This window comes from Massilia soli (assembly GCF_016809835.1).
Taxonomy (GTDB): Bacteria; Pseudomonadota; Gammaproteobacteria; order Burkholderiales; family Burkholderiaceae_D; genus Telluria_A; species Telluria_A soli.
Genome location: NZ_JAFBIL020000001.1, coordinates 208,776 through 225,168 on the forward strand (window position 1 = coordinate 208,776; position 16,393 = coordinate 225,168).

Below are 16,393 nucleotides of genomic sequence, written 5' to 3' on the forward strand. Positions count from 1 at the left end.
TTGTGAGACCGCCATTTTATCGGCAAACCGTCCGCGCCAGACGCAAAAAAGGCGTCCGCGGACGCCTTTCATGAGGGTTGGAAGGGATGCTCAGGCCTCGGCCGGCAGTTCCACTTCAGGCATGCGCTTGATCGCCTCGCGATTGTGGTCCTGGAGTTTATTTTTATATTTCATGACCTGGCGGTCAAGCTTGTCGATCAATGTATCAATCGCTGCGTACAGGTCGGCCGCCACACTCTCGACGAAGACCGTCTTTCCCGACATATGCAGGTTAATCTCGGCCTTCTGGCGTTTTTCTTTTTCAGTGAGATTGTCGACGGTGAGAATGACGGAGATATCGATCACTTGGTCGAAGTGGCGCTTGATGCGCTCGAGCTTCGTTTGAACGTATTCACGGATGGCGGGGGTAACTTCGAGATGATGACCACTGATGGTGAGATTCATACACACTCCTTTGATGACGTTGCGTCCAATTCTTGCGCAGAATAACTGCGTAGAGGAATCGATAGCTGCAGAGATGCGGAAGAACGGCGCGGTAGCCTGTTGTGCGATGCAACAACGTTGACTTCCCTTCCTGCATGTCCGGCGGTATTACTGTCGGAAAATATTTTTGAGGGTCGTCTGCTCCTATGAAGATGCAAAAGAGAATGAGTTGGCGCTGGAAAACAGTGCTCTCATGTGAACTAGTGTATCAGCTATTCCCAGCAAAACAAGAGGCGCAAAGCAAACGGAACGGGGCCTCTTGAAACCTACTTGGGGACAACTGCCGTGACTTCAATCTCTACTTTTGCACGGTCTTCCACCAGCCCTGCCACCTGCACGGCGCTCATGGTCGGATAGTGGCGGCCAATCAGTTCGCGGTAGGCAGCGCCGATCTCCGGATACGCCGCCACGTACTCTTTTTTGTCGAGCACATACCAGGTCATGCGCACGATATGCTCCGGCTTCGCGCCGCCTTCGGCCAGCACCGCAACGATGTTCGCCAGCGCCTGGCGCACCTGGCCGGCGAAATCGTCCGTGCGGAAGACGCCGTCCTTGTCCCAGCCCACCATCCCGCTGACGAACACCATCTGCCCCGATGCTGCGATCCCGTTCGAGTAGCCCTTTGGCCGCGGCCAGCCTTCTGGTTGGAGAAATTCCATGGTCTGCCTTTCGTTTATACGGTGTTGTTCCGCTGGTCCGCTTCGGCCAGCAGTTCGCGCGCGATGATCAGTTGCTGCACTTCGGTCGCGCCCTCGTAGATGCGCAGCGAGCGGATCTCGCGGTACAGCCGCTCGACCGGCTGCTCGCTGACCACGCCCAGGCCGCCGAACATCTGCACGGCGGCGTCGATCACCTGCTGCGCCGTTTCGGTGGCGGTCAGCTTGGCCATCGCCGCTTCCTTGGTCACCCGCCGTCCCTGGTCGCGCTGCCAGGCGGCGCGGTAGGTAAGCAGCGCCGCGGCGTCGATGCCGGTCGCCATCTGCGCCAGTTTCGCCTGCGTCAGCTGGAAGTCCGCCAGCGTCTTGCCGAACATCTTGCGCGACGTCGCGCGCGCCAGCGCCTCGTCAAGCGCGCGCCGGGCGAAGCCCAGCGCGGCCGCTGCCACCGAAGTGCGGAAGATATCGAGCGTCGCCATCGCCACCTTGAAGCCCTTGCCTGCCTCGCCCAGGCGCTTCGATACCGGCACCCGGCAATCGGTGAAGCGCAGGCGTGCCAGCGGATGCGGCGCGATCACGTCGATGCGCTCGGCAATCTCGAAGCCCGGCAAACCGGCATCGACGATAAACGCCGAGATGCCGCGCGCACCGGGCGCCTCGCCGGTGCGCGCGAACACCACGTACATGTCGGCGATGCCGCCGTTGGAGATCCATGTCTTCTCGCCATTGAGCACATAGTGCTCGCCATCGCGCACCGCCGCGCACGACATCGCGGCCACGTCGGAACCTGCCTCGGGCTCGGACAGCGCAAATGCCGCGATCGCATCGCCGCGCCCGACCCGTGTCAGGTACTCCTGCTTGTTCTCTTCGCTGCCGAACAGCGTGATGGCGCCGCTGCCCAGGCCCTGCATCGCAAATGCGAAGTCGGCCAGGCCTGAGTGGCGCGCCAGCGTTTCGCGGATCAGGCAGACCGCGCGCGTGTCGATGGCGTCGCTGACGCCGCCGTAGGCGGTCCCGCCGATCGCATGCTTCAGCCAGCCGGCGTCGCCCAGCTGGCGCACCAGCGCGCGGCAAGCCGCATCGACGTCCTGCCCGTGCTGCTGCGCGATGTGCTGCGCGGCCCAGCCGTCAAGCTGCCGCGCCAGTTCGCCGTGGCGGCCGTCGAAAAACGGCCAGTTCAGGTAATCGGTATCAGCCATGGCGCTCTCAGTCTCCCTCGAATTGCGGTTTTTCCTTCGCCACGAACGCGTGGTAAGCGCGATGGAAGTCGTTCGTGGCCATGCAGATCGCCTGCGCCTGCGCTTCGGCTTCGATGGCCTCGTCGACGCCCATGTTCCATTCCTGCTGCAGCATCTTCTTGGTCATGCCGTGTGCGAAGGTTGGCCCCGCGGCCAGCGCCCCTGCGAATGCCTGCGCCTCGGCCAGCACGCTTTCCGGCGCGCACACGCGGTTGAAGAATCCCCAGCGTTCCGCCTCCTCGCCGCCCAGGCTGCGCCCGGTGTAGAGCAGCTCGGCGGCACGGCCCTGGCCGATCACCCGCGGCAGCAGCGCGCAGGCGCCCATGTCGCAGCCGGCCAGGCCGACCCGGGTGAACAGGAAAGCGGTCTTGCTGCGCGCCGTGCCGTAGCGGATGTCCGAGGCCAGCGCGAGGATTGCGCCAGCGCCGGCGCAGATGCCGTCGATTGCCGCCACCACTGGCTGCGGGCAGGCGCGCATGGCTTTCACCAGGTCGCCCGTCATGCGCGTGAACGCCAGCAGGCCAGGCATATCGAGTTTGGTCAGCGGCCCGATAATGTCGTGCACATCGCCGCCGGAACAGAAATTCTCGCCGGCGCCGGTCACCACGATCGCCTTGACGTCGCTGGCATAGGCCAGCGCGCGGAACAGGTCGCGCAGCTCGGCGTACGAATCGAACGTGAGCGGGTTCTTGCGCTCCGCGCGGTTGAGCGTAAGCGTGGCCACGCCCTGCTCGAGGCTGAACAGGAAGTGCTGCGGGCGGTAGCCGGCAAAATCGCTGCGGTTGCCCGCCAGCTGGTGCGGTTCGCCTGTGAGGTAGCGCATGGGTTCTCCTATTCTTCCGGTTGGTAGGGGGCGCTCAGGCCCCGCTTCATTGTCGACAGCAGCGCGATCAGCGCCGCCTTGTCCTGTCCATTCAGGCCGTCCATCAGCTCCGTGATCCATCCCTCGTGCACCGACGCCATGCGGTTGAACGCGCGCCGTCCTGACGGCGTCAGCCTGACGCTGTAGGCGCGCCGATCGTCCGGCACCGCTTCGCGCACCACCAGGCCTTCCTGTTCCAGCTGGTCGGTAATGCCGGTGACGTTACCGCCGGTGACCATCAGGCGCTTCGACAGCTCGCCCATGCGCAAGCCATCCGGATGGCGGTCGAGCTGCGCCATCAGGTCGAAGCGCGGCAGCGTGATGCCGAATTCGGCGCGCAGGCGGGTCCTGATCTCCGCCTCGATCAGGGTCGTGCAGGAGAGCATCCGCAGCCACAGCTTGAGCGACTGGTGATGGTCGTCGGTCAGCCGGGTTTCCACGTCCAGCACCGCTGGAGCGCTGTTGGCGGTTGCCGCATCGGGTGAGTGTTTGCTTGCCATGGCGCGGTCCCTACATCACTTCGCCGCCGGCGACGGCGACCGATTGTCCATTCATCGCGCTGGCGCCCGGCATGCACAGCCAGGCAACGGCGTTGGCCACTTCATCCGGCTGCACCAGGCGCTTTTGCGGATTGCCCGCCGCCAGTTCGGCCAGCGCTTCGGCCTCGCTGCGCCCGGTCTTGGCCACGATGTTCGCCACCGCGTCGCGCACGATGTCCGTTTCGGTATAGCCCGGGCACACCGCGTTGACGGTCACGCCCTTCGACGCCACCTCCAGCGCCAGCGACCGGGTCAGCCCGATCAGGCCATGCTTGGCGGCGCAGTAGGCCGACACATAGCCGTAGCCGGTCAGCCCCGCCGTGCTGGCGACGTTGACGATCCTGCCCCAGCGCGCCTCCAGCATCGCCGGCAGCGCTTCGCCGATGCAGTGCCAGCTGCCCGTCAGGTTCACCGCCAGCATCTGCTGCCACAGCGCTTCGCTGGTTTTGAGGAAAGGCGCCGATGCCGCCTGCCCCGCGTTATTCACCAGCACCGCGACCGGCCCGAAGCGCGCCCGCGCCGCGGCAAATGCCTGCGCCACCGAGGCGCCGCTGGCGACGTCCATCGGCACCCAAGCGATCTCGCCCAGCGCAGACAGCTGCGCTGCCGTGGCGGCCAATGCCGCCTCGCTGCGGCCCGTGATCGTAACCCTGGCGCCCCGCTCCAGCAGTACCCGCGCAATCGCTGCGCCGATCCCGCGCCCGCCGCCGGTGACCAAGGCGTGGCGGCCATCGAGCCGATCCGGCATCCTGTGGCTCATCTCAGCCCTCCAGCAGCTTGGCTGCGACCTGTTGCGGGGTCAACCCGCTGTTGGCGGCGGCAATCTGGCGCTCACGCGCGAGATTGCGCTCGAGCTGCATCTTGCCGGCGTGGTACTGCCTCGGCCACTGCACGGCGGTGTAGCCGAGCTTCGCGGTTTCGTGCAGCGTCCATGCCGGATCGGCCAGGTGCGGCCGCGCGATGGCGCACAGGTCGGCCCGTCCGGACGCGATAATGCTGTTGGCGTGATCGGCTTCGAAGATCGCCCCCACTGCAATGGTCGGGATGCCCACCTCGTTGCGGATCCGGTCGGCGAACGGCGTCTGGAACATGCGGCCATAGACCGGCTTTTCCTTCTTGCTGACCTGTCCGGACGACACGTCGATCATGTCGGCGCCGGCCTCCTTGAACAGGCGCGCCACCTGCACCGCATCGTCCGGTGTCAGGCCGCCTTCGACCCAGTCGTGGACCGACAGGCGCACGCTGATCGGCTTGTCCTCCGGCCAGGCGGCGCGGATTGCGGCAAACACCTCAAGCGGATAGCGGCAGCGGTTGTCCAGGCTGCCGCCGTATTCGTCGCTGCGCTGGTTGGTCAGCGGCGAGATAAAGCTCGACAAGAAGTAGCCATGCGCGCAATGCAGTTCCAGCCAGTCGAAGCCGGCCTTCGCCGCTTCGCGCGTGGCGCGCACAAAATCTGCCTTGATGCGCGCCAGGTCGTCGCGGGTCGCCTCGCGCGCCACCTGCGACACTCCCTCCAGGTACTGCTGCGGCGACGCCGACACCAGCGCCCAGTTGCCGTCGACCAGCGGCAGGTCGGCGCCATCCCAGGCGCGCCGGGTCGATCCCTTCGCTCCCGCGTGGCCCAGCTGGATGGCGATTTTCGCGTCGCCGTTGGCATGGAAAAAATCGACGATCCGCTTCCAGGCCGCTGTGTGCTCCGGCGTGTACAGGCCGGGGCAGCCAGGCGTGATGCGCGCGTCGGCCGACACGCACGTCATCTCCGCGAACACCAGCCCTGCCCCGCCGAGCGCGCGACTGCCAAGGTGCACCAGGTGGAAGTCGCCCGCCACGCCGTCCTCGGCCGAATACTGCGCCATCGGCGAGACCACGATGCGGTTCTTCAGTGTCGTTCCGCGCAGCCGGAACGGCGTCAGCATCGGCGGCACGCTGGACGCTCCCGCGGGAACCGGCACGCCGGCCTGTTCAAACGCGCGCTCGGAAATCCACTCCTCGAAGCGGTTGACGTAGCCGGCGTCGCGCACCCGCAGGTTCTCGTGCGACAGGCGCTGGCTGCGCGTGAGCATCGAGTACGCAAACTGTTCGGCTTCCATTCCGGTATAGCGGTTGACGTTCTCGAACCACTCCATCGAATTGCGCGCCGCGCTCTGGATCTTCAGCACTTCGATCGCCCGCACTTGCTGATAGTCGGCCAGCACCTTGCCGATGCCGGCATCGCCCTGCCGTTCGAAGCAGCGCGACAGCTCGATCGCATCTTCCAGCGCCAGCTTGGTGCCCGAGCCAATCGAAAAGTGCGCGGTGTGCGCGGCGTCGCCCATCAGCACCACCGGCACCCGCCGGTCGCCGATGCTGTTCCAGTGGACCCACTCCTTGCAGACGATGCGCGGGAACTTGATCCACATCGCCGAGCCGCGCAGGTGCGAGGCATTGCTCATCAGGCTATGGCCATCGAGATACTTGGCGAACAGCTTCTCGCAGAAGGCGATGCACGCTTCCTGGCTCATCTCGTCCAGGCCCGCCTTGCGCCAGACCTCCTCCGGCGTTTCGATGATGAAGGTCGAGGTATCGCCGTCGTACTGGTAGCAATGGGCCTGGAACCAGCCATGCTCGGTCTGTTCGAACGCGAACGTGAACGCGTCGAACTTCTTTCTCGTGCCAAGCCAGACGAAGCGGCAGTGGCGCGTGTCGATATCGGGCTGGTAGGTGTCGGCGTAGCGGGTGCGTATGCGGCTGTTGAGGCCATCGCATCCGATCACCAGGTCGGCGCCGTACTGGACCGCGGCGAGCTGGTCGTCGATGACCTCCGACTCGAACACCAGCCGCACGCCCAGTTCCTCGCAGCGCGCCTGCAGGATGTTCAGCAGCCGCTTGCGGCCGATGCCGCAGAACCCGTGCCCGCCGGAGGTGACGGTCCGGCCCTTGAAGTGCACATCGATGTCGTCCCAGTGATTGAACGATTGCAGGATCGAGCGCGCGCTCTGTTCGTCGGCGCCGACCAGGTTGCCCAGGGTCTGGTCCGAAAACACCACGCCCCAGCCGAAGGTGTCGTAGGGGCGGTTCCGCTCGATCACGGTGACGTCGTGCGATGGGTCCTGCTTTTTCATCAGCAGCGCAAAATACAGGCCGGCCGGGCCGCCGCCTATGCAGACTATCTTCATGACCGCTCCGTACTCGTTCGGGGAATAAGCGTTATGTTACATCTTTAAATAGTTTAAGTCTAAACTAACATCAAGCCAGCGCGGTCAGGCGAAGCGCGCCTGGTATTCGCTGGGCAGCACGCCCAGCTGCAACGAGAACGCGCGGCGCAGATTGTATTCGCTGCCGTAGCCGCTCTGGCGGGCGGCGCGCTTGACCGTCATGCCTGGCTGTTCGAGCAGGCCGCACGCGACCTCCATGCGCAGCCGCGCGAGCAGTTCGCCCGGTGTCAGGTCGACTTCGTCGCGCAGCTTGCGGTGCAGGGTACGTGCGGAGAGCGCGCACGCCGCGGCCATCTGCGCCACGTCGACCTGCTGGTGCAGGCGCGGTCGCAGCCAGGCGGTCAGCTGGGCGCTGGTGCCCTCGGCCTGCGATTGCGCCATCAGCTCGGAGCTGAACTGGCGCTGGCCGCCCGAACGCTTCAAAAACAGCACCATCCGCTTTGCCACAGCCAGCGCCTTCTCGCGCCCCAGGTCCTGTTCGACCAGGCTCAGTGCCAGGTCCATGCCTGCGCTGATGCCGGCGGACGTGTAGAACTTTCCGTCCTGGATGTGCAGCGCGTCGTCATGCACCTGCAAGTCCGGATGCTCGCTGCGCAAAGCGGCGACATCGGCCCAATGCGTGATCACGCGCCGGCCCTTGAGCAAGCCCGCGCGCGCCAGTACGAAGCTGCCGGTGCAGACCGAGCAACAGCGCGCGGCGGCCTGTCCCGCCTTGCCTACCCAGCGCAGCGTGGCGCGGTCCGCGGGCCTGTCAGCCGAGGGCAAATCGTCCACACGGCCGCCGGAAACGATCAGCGTCGCCCCGGCCGGGTGACGCCGCGGCAGCGGATCGGCCAGCATCCGCACACCTGAAGATGATGCGACCGCGCCGCCGCCGGCGGCGAGGAAACGGATGCGGTACGGCTCTGGCATGCCGGCATCGCGGGCCTCGTCGTTGGCGGTCGAGAAAACCTGCACCGGCCCGGTCGCATCGAGCAGCAGGAAGTTCGGGAATACCAGCACCCAGATATCGATGGCGGAAGGAGGTCGTACTTTCATCATGGCAGATATTCAACCATCGCTGTCATTCCTGTCAATCGCCAGCGCCTTAAACTACCCGTCCTGACCATTCGACTCAAGATCACCCCATGCCACGCACGATGTCGCCGCACGCGATTTGCATTGCCACTGTTTTCACCACCGCGCTGGCACTGGCTGCCGGCGCAAGCGCATCAGCTGGCGCGCTGCCCGAAGGATGCGAGCCGGCGCGCGCCGGCGCGGCGGCGGCGCACGCGCGCGCCAGCGCGCCGTTCCCGCCGATCCAGCTGCAGGTGCGCACACCCCTCGAGCCGACCGTGCTGCCAAGCGCGGGCAAAAGCTACCTGGTCTACGAACTACATCTGCATAACTTCTCCGCCGGCGCCATGTCCTTGCGCGGCATCCAGGTCCTCGACGCCGACCAATCCGGCACCGGACCGGTCGCCGAGATCCTGGAAGCGCAACTCGATAAGCGCATGCGCAAGGTCACCATCGGCGACAGCGCTGGCGATCCCCGCAAGCTGGCCAGCGGCCAGGGTACGGTTGCATTTTTGTGCCTGGCGTTCGACCGCGGCGCGCCGGTGCCGGCCAGGCTGCGCCACCGCATACTGCTCGATGGCGGCATCGCCGACGGCCCGGTCATCGGCACCCGCGCCACGGCGCTGCGCGTGCTGGGCCGCCCGGTGGTCGGAACCAACTGGAGCCCCGACAATAATCCCAGCCTGCACTCGCATCACCGGATGGGTTTATGGGTCGCGGGCGGGGCCGCGCAGATCTCGCGCCGCTACGCTTTCGACTGGAAGAAGTACGGCAAGGACGGCAACCCATGGTCAGGCGACCAGCGCGACGTGCGCGCGTACCACGCGTACGGCGAGAAAACCGTGGCAGTCGCGGACGGCACCGTCATCGCGGCGCAAGACGGCTATCCGGATAATATCCCGCGCACCGCGGCAGGTTTCGAGCCGGCGGTGCCAGTCACGATGGAATCGATCGCCGGCAACCGTGTCGTGCTGGATATCGGCGGCGGGCAGTTTGCATACTACGCCCATCTACAGCCAGGAAGCGTGCGCGTAAAGGCGGGAGACCGGGTCAGGCGCGGCCAGTGGCTCGCCGCTGTGGGCAACTCGGGCGATGCGCGCCAGCCGCACCTGCACTTCCAGCTGACGAACAGCGCCGACATCATGGCCAGCGAAGGCCTGCCGCATCTGTTCGACCGGTATCGGGTCCAGTCAGCCGGCGGCGCCGCCTGGGAGCTGCGCTCGCGCGAATACCCGATGGGGAGCGCCGTGGTGGATTTCGGAGCCGATTAAAGCGACTTGCGCAGGGCCACCGGCGGAATCTTGAGGGCTTCACGGTACTTGGCCACGGTGCGCCGCGCAATGACCATGCCCTGCTCGCCCAGCATGTCGGCGATCTTGCTGTCCGAGAGTGGGCTCTTCGGATCTTCCGCGCTGGTCAGCTGGACGATCAGCGCGCGGATCGCGGTGGACGATGCTTCGCCGCCGGCGTCGGTGGCCACGTGGCTGCCGAAGAAGTACTTCAGCTCGAACATGCCGTGCGGCGTCATCATGTACTTTTGCGTCGTCACGCGCGAGATCGTGCTTTCGTGGAGGCCGAGCGTCTCGGCGATTTCGCGCAGCACCAGCGGGCGCATCGCGACAGCACCGTGCGAGAAGAAGTTGCGCTGGCGGTCGACGATGGCCTGCGACACGCGCAGGATGGTGTCGAAGCGCTGGCGCATGTTCTTGATCAGCCATTTGGCTTCCTGCAGCTGCGTATTGAGCTGCCCTTCGCCCTTGCCCTGGCGTAGCAGGTTGGCATACATGCTGTTGACGCGCAGGCGCGGCATCACCTCGTTGTTCAGGGTGACCACCCAGCCGCTGCGCCCGCGCCGCACGACCACGTCCGGCACCACGAAATCGGACACCCCGCGCCCGTACGCGGCGCCCGGGTGCGGGTTGCACTGGCGGATCACCGCTTGCGCCTCGCGCAGGTCTTCATCGTCGCAGTCCAGCGATTTTTTCAGCTTGGTGAATTCGCGCTGGGCGAACCAGGTCAGGTGTTTTTCGACGATCGCCAGCGCCATCCGGCGCGTGACCATCGGCACGCCCGCCATGCGCCGGATCTGCAGCGCCAGGCATTCGGAGGCGCTGCGCGCGCCGACGCCGATCGGATCAAGGCTCTGCACCAGCGACAGCGCCGTGTTGAGCTCCTCGATTTCGATGTCGAGTTCAGCGGGCATGCGCGCGTGGATTTCCTCCAGCGGCTCGTCGAGGTAGCCGTTGTCGTCAAGCGCGTCGATGATCAGTTCGACCAGCACGCAGTCGCGCGCCGACAGGCAGGTGACGCGCACCTGTTCCATCAGGTGTTCGCGCAAGGTGATGGCGCTCGCTTCCAGCTGCGGGCGCGAATCCTCGTCATCAGGCGCCTTGCCGCTGCCGACATCGCCCCAGTCGCCGTCGCCCTCGCCTTCACCGGCCACGCTGGCCACCTCGGGGCTGTCGAAGTTATCGCCCTCCGCTGCCGGCGCCGCGTCCTGCGCTCCCGGCTCGGTTGGCGCTTCGGCCGGGCTGGCGGTGTTGATGGCGCCGTCGGCCAGCAGCCGCACCGAGTGGTCGAGCGGATCGTCGAGCCGTTCGAGCAGCGGGTTGTCGGACAGCGCCTGTTCTATCTCCTGGTGCAATTCGAGCGTCGACAGCTGCAGCAGCCGGATCGACTGTTGAAGCTGGGGTGTCAGCGCGAGGTGCTGCGACGTTCGTAATTGCAGGGATTGTTTCATGACTTACATCCGGAAGTGTTCGCCCAGGTACACGCGCCGCACCGATTCGTCAGCGATGATGTCGTCTGGCCGGCCCGACGCCAGCACCGCGCCCTGGTTGATGATATACGCGCGGTCGCAAATGCCGAGGGTTTCACGGACATTATGGTCGGTGATCAGCACACCGATCTTGCGCTCCTTCAGGAAGCGCACGATGCGCTGGATTTCGATCACGGCAATCGGATCGACGCCGGCGAACGGCTCGTCGAGCAGCACGAAGCGCGGGTTGGTCGCCAGCGCGCGCGCGATCTCGACGCGGCGGCGTTCACCGCCCGACAGCGACATCGCCTGGTTTTCACGCAGCTTTTCGATCTGCAAGTCGGCCAGCAGCGCATCGAGGCGCGATTCGATCTCGTCCTTCGACAGCGCCTTGCCATTGACCTTCTGCAGCTCAAGCACCGCGCGGATGTTGTCTTCCACGGTCAGCTTGCGGAACACCGACGCTTCCTGCGGCAGGTACGAGAGGCCGAGCGTGGCGCGCCGGTGGATCGGCAGGCTGGAGATGTCGACGCCGCTGATGTCGATCGAGCCGGCGTCCGACGGCACCAGGCCGACGATCATGTAGAACGAGGTGGTCTTGCCGGCGCCGTTAGGACCGAGCAGCCCGACCACTTCGCCGCACTCGACCTGCAGCGACACATCGCGCACGACCAGCCGCTTGCCGTAACTCTTTTGCAGCCCGCGGACGATCAGCGTGCTGCCACATTTTTCTTCTGCCATTGCTCTACTTTCCTGGCGCGGCCGGTGCCGGTTGCGTGTTCGATGGCTGGATCACCATGCGAACGCGGCCTCCTCCCGGCTTGCTCTCGCCCGATGCCATGTTGCGCACAGCCGAGACTTCCCTGCGGCTGTCGTAGGAAATGAAGGCGCCGTCGACTTCGTCGGTCACGCGTTTTCCCTCGAGCTGGCGCAGCTTGGCCTTGGAGATCAGCTTCACCACTTCGCTCTTGTTGTCGTACTCGATGCGTTCGGCCTCGCCCTCGATCCACAAGTCGCCGCCGTCGCGCTTCTGGCGGAAGGTGGCGACCGTACCCGGCGCCGCGGTGAAGGTGACGAACTGGTAGCCTTGCGGATCCTGGCGAAGGACCGCGCTGCCGGCTTTCATCACCAGCGTGCCGCGCGTCAGAATCACGTTTCCGGTAAGCGTGCGGATCTGCCTCACATCGTCGTTCTCGGCTTCATCGGCGAGGATCTCGGTCGGCTTGTTCGAGTCGGCCCTCTCGGCGTAGGCAGTGCCGGCGGCAATGCCGCACAGGGCCAGTAACAGCAGGATTCTCTTCATGTCGATTGCTCGCTATTCTTCTGTTTATTCGGTTTTCGGACGCGGCGGATACACGATCCGCACGCGGCTGGTCACGTTGACCTTGCGCGTCGTGTTGTCGACGAACAGGCCGGTGCCGGTCATCGTGGCGCCGTCGGAGACTATCTCGACCGGCTGGTCGGTCTTCATCTGGTCATCTTCCGTGTAGACAGTCAGCGCCTGCGTGCGCATGCGCATTGGCCGGCTGGTCTCGGTGGCCTTGCGGTCGATATTCACGTCGCCCATCAGGTGCACCTGGGTGTTGCCGTGGTCGACCCGCGCGCGCTTGGCGCTGATCGTCGTCGGCGCCACACCTTCGCCGATGCTCTGCACCAGCGGCTTTTCAATCTCGGCAGTGTCGTCGACCGGCCGGTGCGTCAGCTTGTCGCCCGAGACGATGTAGCGCGGCTGGCCGCTCGGCGACATGCGCACCACGCTGAAGTGCTCGACGATGTAGTCAGGCTCGTTCTTGAGCGCGTCGCTGCCCAGGCCCGTGTCGCTCTCCATCAGCTGCGCCATCCAGAACGTGCCAAAGGCGAGGAACGCCGCGGCCATCATGATGGCCGTGAGTCTCCAGCGGTGGGCGGTTCGCTTGTGTTGTATGCGCGGCACGGCAGCTTAGGCAAAGTAAGGCGCGAGCGCCTGTTCATAGGTACCCTGCGCGCGCATCAGCATGTCGCACACTTCGCGCACGGCGCCGCGGCCGCCATTGGCGCGCGTGACGTAGTGGGCGCGGTGCTGCACCTCCGCGTGCCCGCTCGGGACAGCGACGGCAAAGCCCACCTGCAGCAGCAGCGGCAGGTCGATCACGTCGTCGCCGATGTAGCCGCACTGGTCGGCGCTGACGCCGGTTTCCTCGAGCAGCGACTTGAACGCGATGCGCTTGTCGTGGATGCCCTGGTAGACGTGGGTAATGCCCAGGTCGGCCGCGCGCTTGACCACGATCGGCGACTGGCGCGCGCTGATGATCGCCGTCTTCACGCCGGTCTTGTTCAGCAGCTGGATGCCGAGGCCGTCGAGCACGAAGAAGGTCTTGGTGATTTCGCCGTCGGCGTTGTACGTCAGGCTGCCGTCGGTCAGCACGCCGTCGACGTCGAAGATCATGACCTTGACGTTGGCGGCGCGGCGCAGGTGGTCGAGTTCACGCATCAGATCACCTTCGCGCGGGTCAGGTCGTGGATATGCAGCGCGCCCACCAGCTTGCCGTCGGCGTCCACCACCAGCATCTGGTTGATGCGGAATTCTTCCATGACCGCGACCGCGTCCACGGCCAGCTGCTCCGGATGCACGGTGCGCGGGCCCGCGTGCATCACTTCGCGGATCGTCACCTTGGTGAAGTCCTGCACCTTGTCGAGCATGCGGCGCAGGTCGCCGTCGGTAAACACGCCGACCGGGCGGCCGGATGCGTCGACGATGGCGGTCATGCCCATGCCCTTCTGGGTAATCTCAAGCAGCGCTTCGGTCAGCGGCACATCCGCCGTCACCATCGGCACCGCGTCGCCGCTGCGCATGACGTCGCGCACGTGGGTCAGCAGGCGGCGGCCCAGCGCGCCGCCCGGATGCGAGCGGGCAAAGTCTTCCTCGCGGAAGCCGCGCGCGTCCAGCAGCGCCACCGCCAGCGCGTCGCCCAGCGCCAGCGTGACGGTGGTGCTGGCGGTGGGCGCCAGGTTCAGCGGGCAGGCTTCTTTTTCAACGGCAATGTTCAGGTGCACATCGGCCAGCTGGGCCAGGCTCGACTGCGGTTTGCCGGTCATGGCGATCAGCGGCGCGCCCATGCGCTTGACGATCGGCAAGATCGACAGCAGTTCGGCCGCTTCGCCGGAATACGAAATTGCAATAAAAGCATCGTCGGCGGTAATCATGCCGAGGTCGCCGTGGGCCGCTTCGGCCGGGTGCACGAACATCGCCGGGGTGCCGGTCGAGGACAGCGTGGCCGCGATCTTGCGGGCAATATGGCCCGACTTGCCGATGCCGGACACCACCACCCGGCCGCTACAGCCAAGCAGCATGCCGACGGCGCGGCCAACACTGTCGTCGCTGGCCAGGCGCCCGAGCACGGCGCGGATCGCGTCCGCCTCGATCTCGAGGGTCTCGCGGGCCAGCAGCATTGCGCGGTCGAGGGCAGTGTTATCAAAAGCTTTCAGCATTGTTTTTTCATCGGTTACACTCATGCTGGAAGTATAAACGAATTGCGAAAGCAAAAAACTTGCCAGACGCAACAAATCACTATTTACCCATGACGGGACACAGGCACGCATGTATTCCGGACTGGAACTGACCCTCATTTTGCTTGGCAGCGCCGTTCTTGGCGTGGTCGCGTTCCGCATGCTTCACCTGCCCCCGATGCTGGGCTACCTGGCCGTCGGCATCCTGATCGGCCCGCACGCCCTCGGCCTGGCCGAAAACGACCACACCACCCATACGCTGGCCGAATTCGGCGTGGTGTTCCTGATGTTTTCGATCGGCCTCGAATTCTCGCTGGCGCAGCTGATGGCCATGCGCCGGGTGGTATTCGGCCTCGGGCTGGCCCAGGTCGTGCTGACGATCCTCGGCGCCATGCTGTTCGGCTGGCTGGCGTCGAGCCAGCTGCCGGCCCGCTTTAACATCAGCTGGCAAGCCTCGTTCGCGCTGGGCGGCGCGCTGGCGATGTCGTCGACCGCCATCGTCGTCAAGATGCTGACCGAACGGCTTGAGCTGGAAAGCCCCCACGGCCGCAAGATCATCGGCATCCTGCTGTTCCAGGATCTGGCCGTGGTGCCGCTGCTGATCCTGATCCCGTCGCTCGGCAAGCCGCCCGAGGAAATGGTGGAGACGCTGGCCTGGGCCGCCGTCAAGGCCGTGATCGTGCTGGTGCTGCTGCTGTTCTTCGGCCAGAAGCTGATGCGGCGCTGGTTCTCGATCGTCGTCAAGCGCCGCTCGCAGGAGCTGTTCATGCTGAACCTGCTGCTGATCACGCTGGGCGCGGCCTGGATCACCGAGCAAGCCGGTTTGTCGCTGGCGCTCGGCGCCTTTGTGGCCGGCATGCTCATCTCCGAAACCCAGTACAAGCACCAGGTGGAAGAAGACATCAAACCGTTCCGCGATGTGCTGCTTGGGCTGTTCTTCATCACCGTCGGCATGCTGCTCAATGTGCAGATGGTGTGGGATAACCTGTGGCTGGTGCTGCTGCTGACGGTGATGCCGGTCCTGCTCAAGTTTGCCCTGATCGCGCTGCTGGCCAAATGGTTCGGCGCCTCCGACGGCACCGCCATGCGCACCGGCCTTGGCCTGGCGCAGGCGGGCGAATTCGGCTTCGTGTTGCTGACCTTGGCCGCGGGCGCCAAGCTGCTCGACCCATTCCTGATCCAGCTGGTGCTGGCGTCGATGGTGCTGTCGATGCTGATCGCGCCTTTCCTGATCGAGAAGTCCGACCAGATCGTGATGAAAGTCGCCTCCAACGAGTGGATGATGCAATCGCTCCAGCTGACCCAGATCGCCACCCGCACGATGGCCGCGCAAAAGCACGTGATCATCGCCGGTTTCGGGCGCAGCGGCCAGAGCCTGGCGACCCTGCTGACCGACGAGAAAGTGCCCTACCAGGCGCTCGACCTCGACCCCGAGCGGGTGCGCGAAGCACAGGCCGCCGGCGCCAACGTGTCGTACGGCGACGCGGCGCGGCGCGAAAGCCTGGTCGCCGCCGGCATCTACCGCGCCAGCGCGATGGTCATCACCTACGCCAATACCGCCTCGGCGCTGAAGATCCTGCACCAGGTGCACGAACTGGCCCCTGACCTGCCGGTCATCGTGCGCTGCCACGACGACTCCGAGCTCGACGCATTGAAAAAGGCCGGCGCCACCGAAGTGGTGCCCGAGTCGCTGGAGGCCAGCCTGATGCTGGCGTCGCACGCGATGGTGATGATGGGCGTGCCGCTGCGGCGCGTGGTGCACCGGGTGCAATCGGTGCGCGAAGAACGCTACGCCTCGATGCGCGGTTTTTTCCACGGCCTGTCGGACGCCGACGAAGATGCCGAGCATATGTTCGTGCGCCTGCATTCGGTGCCGCTGCCGGAGGGCGCGGGCGCGATCGGCAAGTCGATTGGCGAGCTTGAACTGCACGATGTCGGCGCCGAGGTATCGGTGCTGCGGCGCGGCCGCCAGCGGGTCGACGCCAACCTGGAGTCGGTGCTGGAAGCGGGCGACGTGGTGGTGTTGCGCGGCTCTGCCGAAGCGGTGTCCCGCGCCGAAGGCCGGCTGCTGAATTAACCCGTCGTTCCCGCGCAGGCGGGAACCTATACTAAAGCCTTGTC

At 65.5% G+C, this 16,393-nt stretch carries 16 protein-coding genes; 2 read left to right on the plus strand and 14 right to left on the minus strand.

The window, feature by feature from the left end; translation table 11 throughout:
• Positions 1 to 90: 90 nt before the first annotated feature.
• The 8 genes from hpf to I4X03_RS00970 all read right to left on the minus strand — a co-directional run bounded on the left by hpf (position 91) and on the right by I4X03_RS00970 (position 8,013).
• Positions 91 to 444 carry a ribosome hibernation-promoting factor, HPF/YfiA family gene (gene hpf, locus I4X03_RS00935; RefSeq protein ID WP_223464389.1) on the minus strand — a complete coding sequence of 118 codons (354 nt, stop codon included), beginning with the start codon at positions 442 to 444 and terminating at the stop codon, positions 91 to 93.
• Between the two features lie 305 nt (positions 445 to 749).
• Positions 750 to 1,142, minus strand: coding sequence for a RidA family protein (locus I4X03_RS00940; protein ID WP_223464391.1), 393 nt, complete (start codon positions 1,140 to 1,142; stop codon positions 750 to 752).
• A gap of 14 nt (positions 1,143 to 1,156) precedes the next feature.
• On the minus strand, positions 1,157 to 2,338 hold the full coding sequence (locus I4X03_RS00945) for an acyl-CoA dehydrogenase family protein (protein ID WP_223464399.1): 1,182 nt from the start codon (positions 2,336 to 2,338) through the stop codon (positions 1,157 to 1,159).
• Positions 2,339 to 2,345: 7 nt separating this feature from the next.
• Entirely contained in the window at positions 2,346 to 3,200 is an 855-nt protein-coding gene (locus tag I4X03_RS00950) for an enoyl-CoA hydratase family protein (protein WP_223464401.1), read from the minus strand.
• Positions 3,201 to 3,208: 8 nt separating this feature from the next.
• Positions 3,209 to 3,739: a MarR family winged helix-turn-helix transcriptional regulator gene (locus I4X03_RS00955; RefSeq protein ID WP_223464403.1), complete on the minus strand. Its 531-nt coding sequence runs from the start codon at positions 3,737 to 3,739 to the stop codon at positions 3,209 to 3,211.
• A 10-nt stretch (positions 3,740 to 3,749) separates the two neighbouring features.
• Positions 3,750 to 4,538, minus strand: coding sequence for an SDR family NAD(P)-dependent oxidoreductase (locus tag I4X03_RS00960; RefSeq protein ID WP_223464405.1), 789 nt, complete (start codon positions 4,536 to 4,538; stop codon positions 3,750 to 3,752).
• Position 4,539: 1 nt separating this feature from the next.
• Positions 4,540 to 6,933, minus strand: coding sequence for a bifunctional salicylyl-CoA 5-hydroxylase/oxidoreductase (locus I4X03_RS00965; protein ID WP_223464413.1), 2,394 nt, complete (start codon positions 6,931 to 6,933; stop codon positions 4,540 to 4,542).
• A gap of 84 nt (positions 6,934 to 7,017) precedes the next feature.
• Positions 7,018 to 8,013: a GlxA family transcriptional regulator gene (locus I4X03_RS00970; RefSeq protein ID WP_223464414.1), complete on the minus strand. Its 996-nt coding sequence runs from the start codon at positions 8,011 to 8,013 to the stop codon at positions 7,018 to 7,020.
• A gap of 86 nt (positions 8,014 to 8,099) precedes the next feature.
• Between I4X03_RS00970 and I4X03_RS00975 the strand changes: the two genes are divergently transcribed.
• Complete coding sequence (locus I4X03_RS00975; RefSeq protein ID WP_223464415.1) at positions 8,100 to 9,299, plus strand: M23 family metallopeptidase; 1,200 nt, start codon at positions 8,100 to 8,102, stop codon at positions 9,297 to 9,299.
• Here I4X03_RS00975 and I4X03_RS00980 read toward each other — a convergent pair.
• Genes I4X03_RS00980 through I4X03_RS01005 form a run of 6 tightly spaced genes read right to left on the minus strand, consistent with a single transcriptional unit; the run spans position 9,296 to position 14,254 of the window.
• Positions 9,296 to 10,768 carry an RNA polymerase factor sigma-54 gene (locus I4X03_RS00980; RefSeq protein WP_223464416.1) on the minus strand — a complete coding sequence of 491 codons (1,473 nt, stop codon included), beginning with the start codon at positions 10,766 to 10,768 and terminating at the stop codon, positions 9,296 to 9,298. The two genes, I4X03_RS00975 and I4X03_RS00980, sit on opposite strands and share 4 nt — an antisense overlap.
• A gap of 3 nt (positions 10,769 to 10,771) precedes the next feature.
• Complete coding sequence (gene lptB, locus I4X03_RS00985; protein WP_223464427.1) at positions 10,772 to 11,527, minus strand: LPS export ABC transporter ATP-binding protein; 756 nt, start codon at positions 11,525 to 11,527, stop codon at positions 10,772 to 10,774.
• A 4-nt stretch (positions 11,528 to 11,531) separates the two neighbouring features.
• A complete protein-coding gene (lptA, locus tag I4X03_RS00990) occupies positions 11,532 to 12,089 on the minus strand; it encodes a lipopolysaccharide transport periplasmic protein LptA (protein ID WP_223464431.1) in 558 nt (185 codons plus the stop codon).
• 24 nt (positions 12,090 to 12,113) lie between these two features.
• Positions 12,114 to 12,665 (minus strand): LPS export ABC transporter periplasmic protein LptC, encoded by a 552-nt coding sequence (gene lptC, locus I4X03_RS00995; RefSeq protein ID WP_223464433.1) that lies wholly within the window; start codon positions 12,663 to 12,665, stop codon positions 12,114 to 12,116.
• A gap of 60 nt (positions 12,666 to 12,725) precedes the next feature.
• Positions 12,726 to 13,256 carry a KdsC family phosphatase gene (locus tag I4X03_RS01000; RefSeq protein WP_223464434.1) on the minus strand — a complete coding sequence of 177 codons (531 nt, stop codon included), beginning with the start codon at positions 13,254 to 13,256 and terminating at the stop codon, positions 12,726 to 12,728.
• Positions 13,256 to 14,254: a KpsF/GutQ family sugar-phosphate isomerase gene (locus tag I4X03_RS01005; RefSeq protein WP_223464435.1), complete on the minus strand. Its 999-nt coding sequence runs from the start codon at positions 14,252 to 14,254 to the stop codon at positions 13,256 to 13,258. Before I4X03_RS01005 ends, I4X03_RS01000 begins: the two co-directional genes overlap by 1 nt.
• Positions 14,255 to 14,363: 109 nt before the next feature.
• On the opposite strand from I4X03_RS01005, the gene I4X03_RS01010 reads away from it, so the two are divergent.
• Positions 14,364 to 16,349 carry a monovalent cation:proton antiporter family protein gene (locus I4X03_RS01010; protein WP_223464436.1) on the plus strand — a complete coding sequence of 662 codons (1,986 nt, stop codon included), beginning with the start codon at positions 14,364 to 14,366 and terminating at the stop codon, positions 16,347 to 16,349.
• Positions 16,350 to 16,393: the final 44 nt, after the last annotated feature.

Bases quoted from the DNA above. Each gene is read 5' to 3' on its own strand.
- hpf (WP_223464389.1), bottom strand. From the start codon at position 444: ATGAATCTCACCATCAGTGGTCATCATCTCGAAGTTACCCCCGCCATC.
- I4X03_RS00970 (WP_223464414.1), bottom strand. From the start codon at position 8,013: ATGATGAAAGTACGACCTCCTTCCGCCATCGATATCTGGGTGCTGGTA.
- I4X03_RS00975 (WP_223464415.1), top strand. From the start codon at position 8,100: ATGCCACGCACGATGTCGCCGCACGCGATTTGCATTGCCACTGTTTTC.
- I4X03_RS01010 (WP_223464436.1), top strand. From the start codon at position 14,364: ATGTATTCCGGACTGGAACTGACCCTCATTTTGCTTGGCAGCGCCGTT.
- lptA (WP_223464431.1), bottom strand. From the start codon at position 12,089: ATGAAGAGAATCCTGCTGTTACTGGCCCTGTGCGGCATTGCCGCCGGC.
- I4X03_RS00960 (WP_223464405.1), bottom strand. From the start codon at position 4,538: ATGAGCCACAGGATGCCGGATCGGCTCGATGGCCGCCACGCCTTGGTC.
- I4X03_RS00945 (WP_223464399.1), bottom strand. From the start codon at position 2,338: ATGGCTGATACCGATTACCTGAACTGGCCGTTTTTCGACGGCCGCCAC.
- I4X03_RS00980 (WP_223464416.1), bottom strand. From the start codon at position 10,768: ATGAAACAATCCCTGCAATTACGAACGTCGCAGCACCTCGCGCTGACA.
- I4X03_RS00950 (WP_223464401.1), bottom strand. From the start codon at position 3,200: ATGCGCTACCTCACAGGCGAACCGCACCAGCTGGCGGGCAACCGCAGC.
- I4X03_RS01005 (WP_223464435.1), bottom strand. From the start codon at position 14,254: ATGCTGAAAGCTTTTGATAACACTGCCCTCGACCGCGCAATGCTGCTG.
- I4X03_RS00965 (WP_223464413.1), bottom strand. From the start codon at position 6,933: ATGAAGATAGTCTGCATAGGCGGCGGCCCGGCCGGCCTGTATTTTGCG.
- lptC (WP_223464433.1), bottom strand. From the start codon at position 12,665: ATGATGGCCGCGGCGTTCCTCGCCTTTGGCACGTTCTGGATGGCGCAG.
- I4X03_RS01000 (WP_223464434.1), bottom strand. From the start codon at position 13,256: ATGCGTGAACTCGACCACCTGCGCCGCGCCGCCAACGTCAAGGTCATG.
- I4X03_RS00940 (WP_223464391.1), bottom strand. From the start codon at position 1,142: ATGGAATTTCTCCAACCAGAAGGCTGGCCGCGGCCAAAGGGCTACTCG.
- I4X03_RS00955 (WP_223464403.1), bottom strand. From the start codon at position 3,739: ATGGCAAGCAAACACTCACCCGATGCGGCAACCGCCAACAGCGCTCCA.
- lptB (WP_223464427.1), bottom strand. From the start codon at position 11,527: ATGGCAGAAGAAAAATGTGGCAGCACGCTGATCGTCCGCGGGCTGCAA.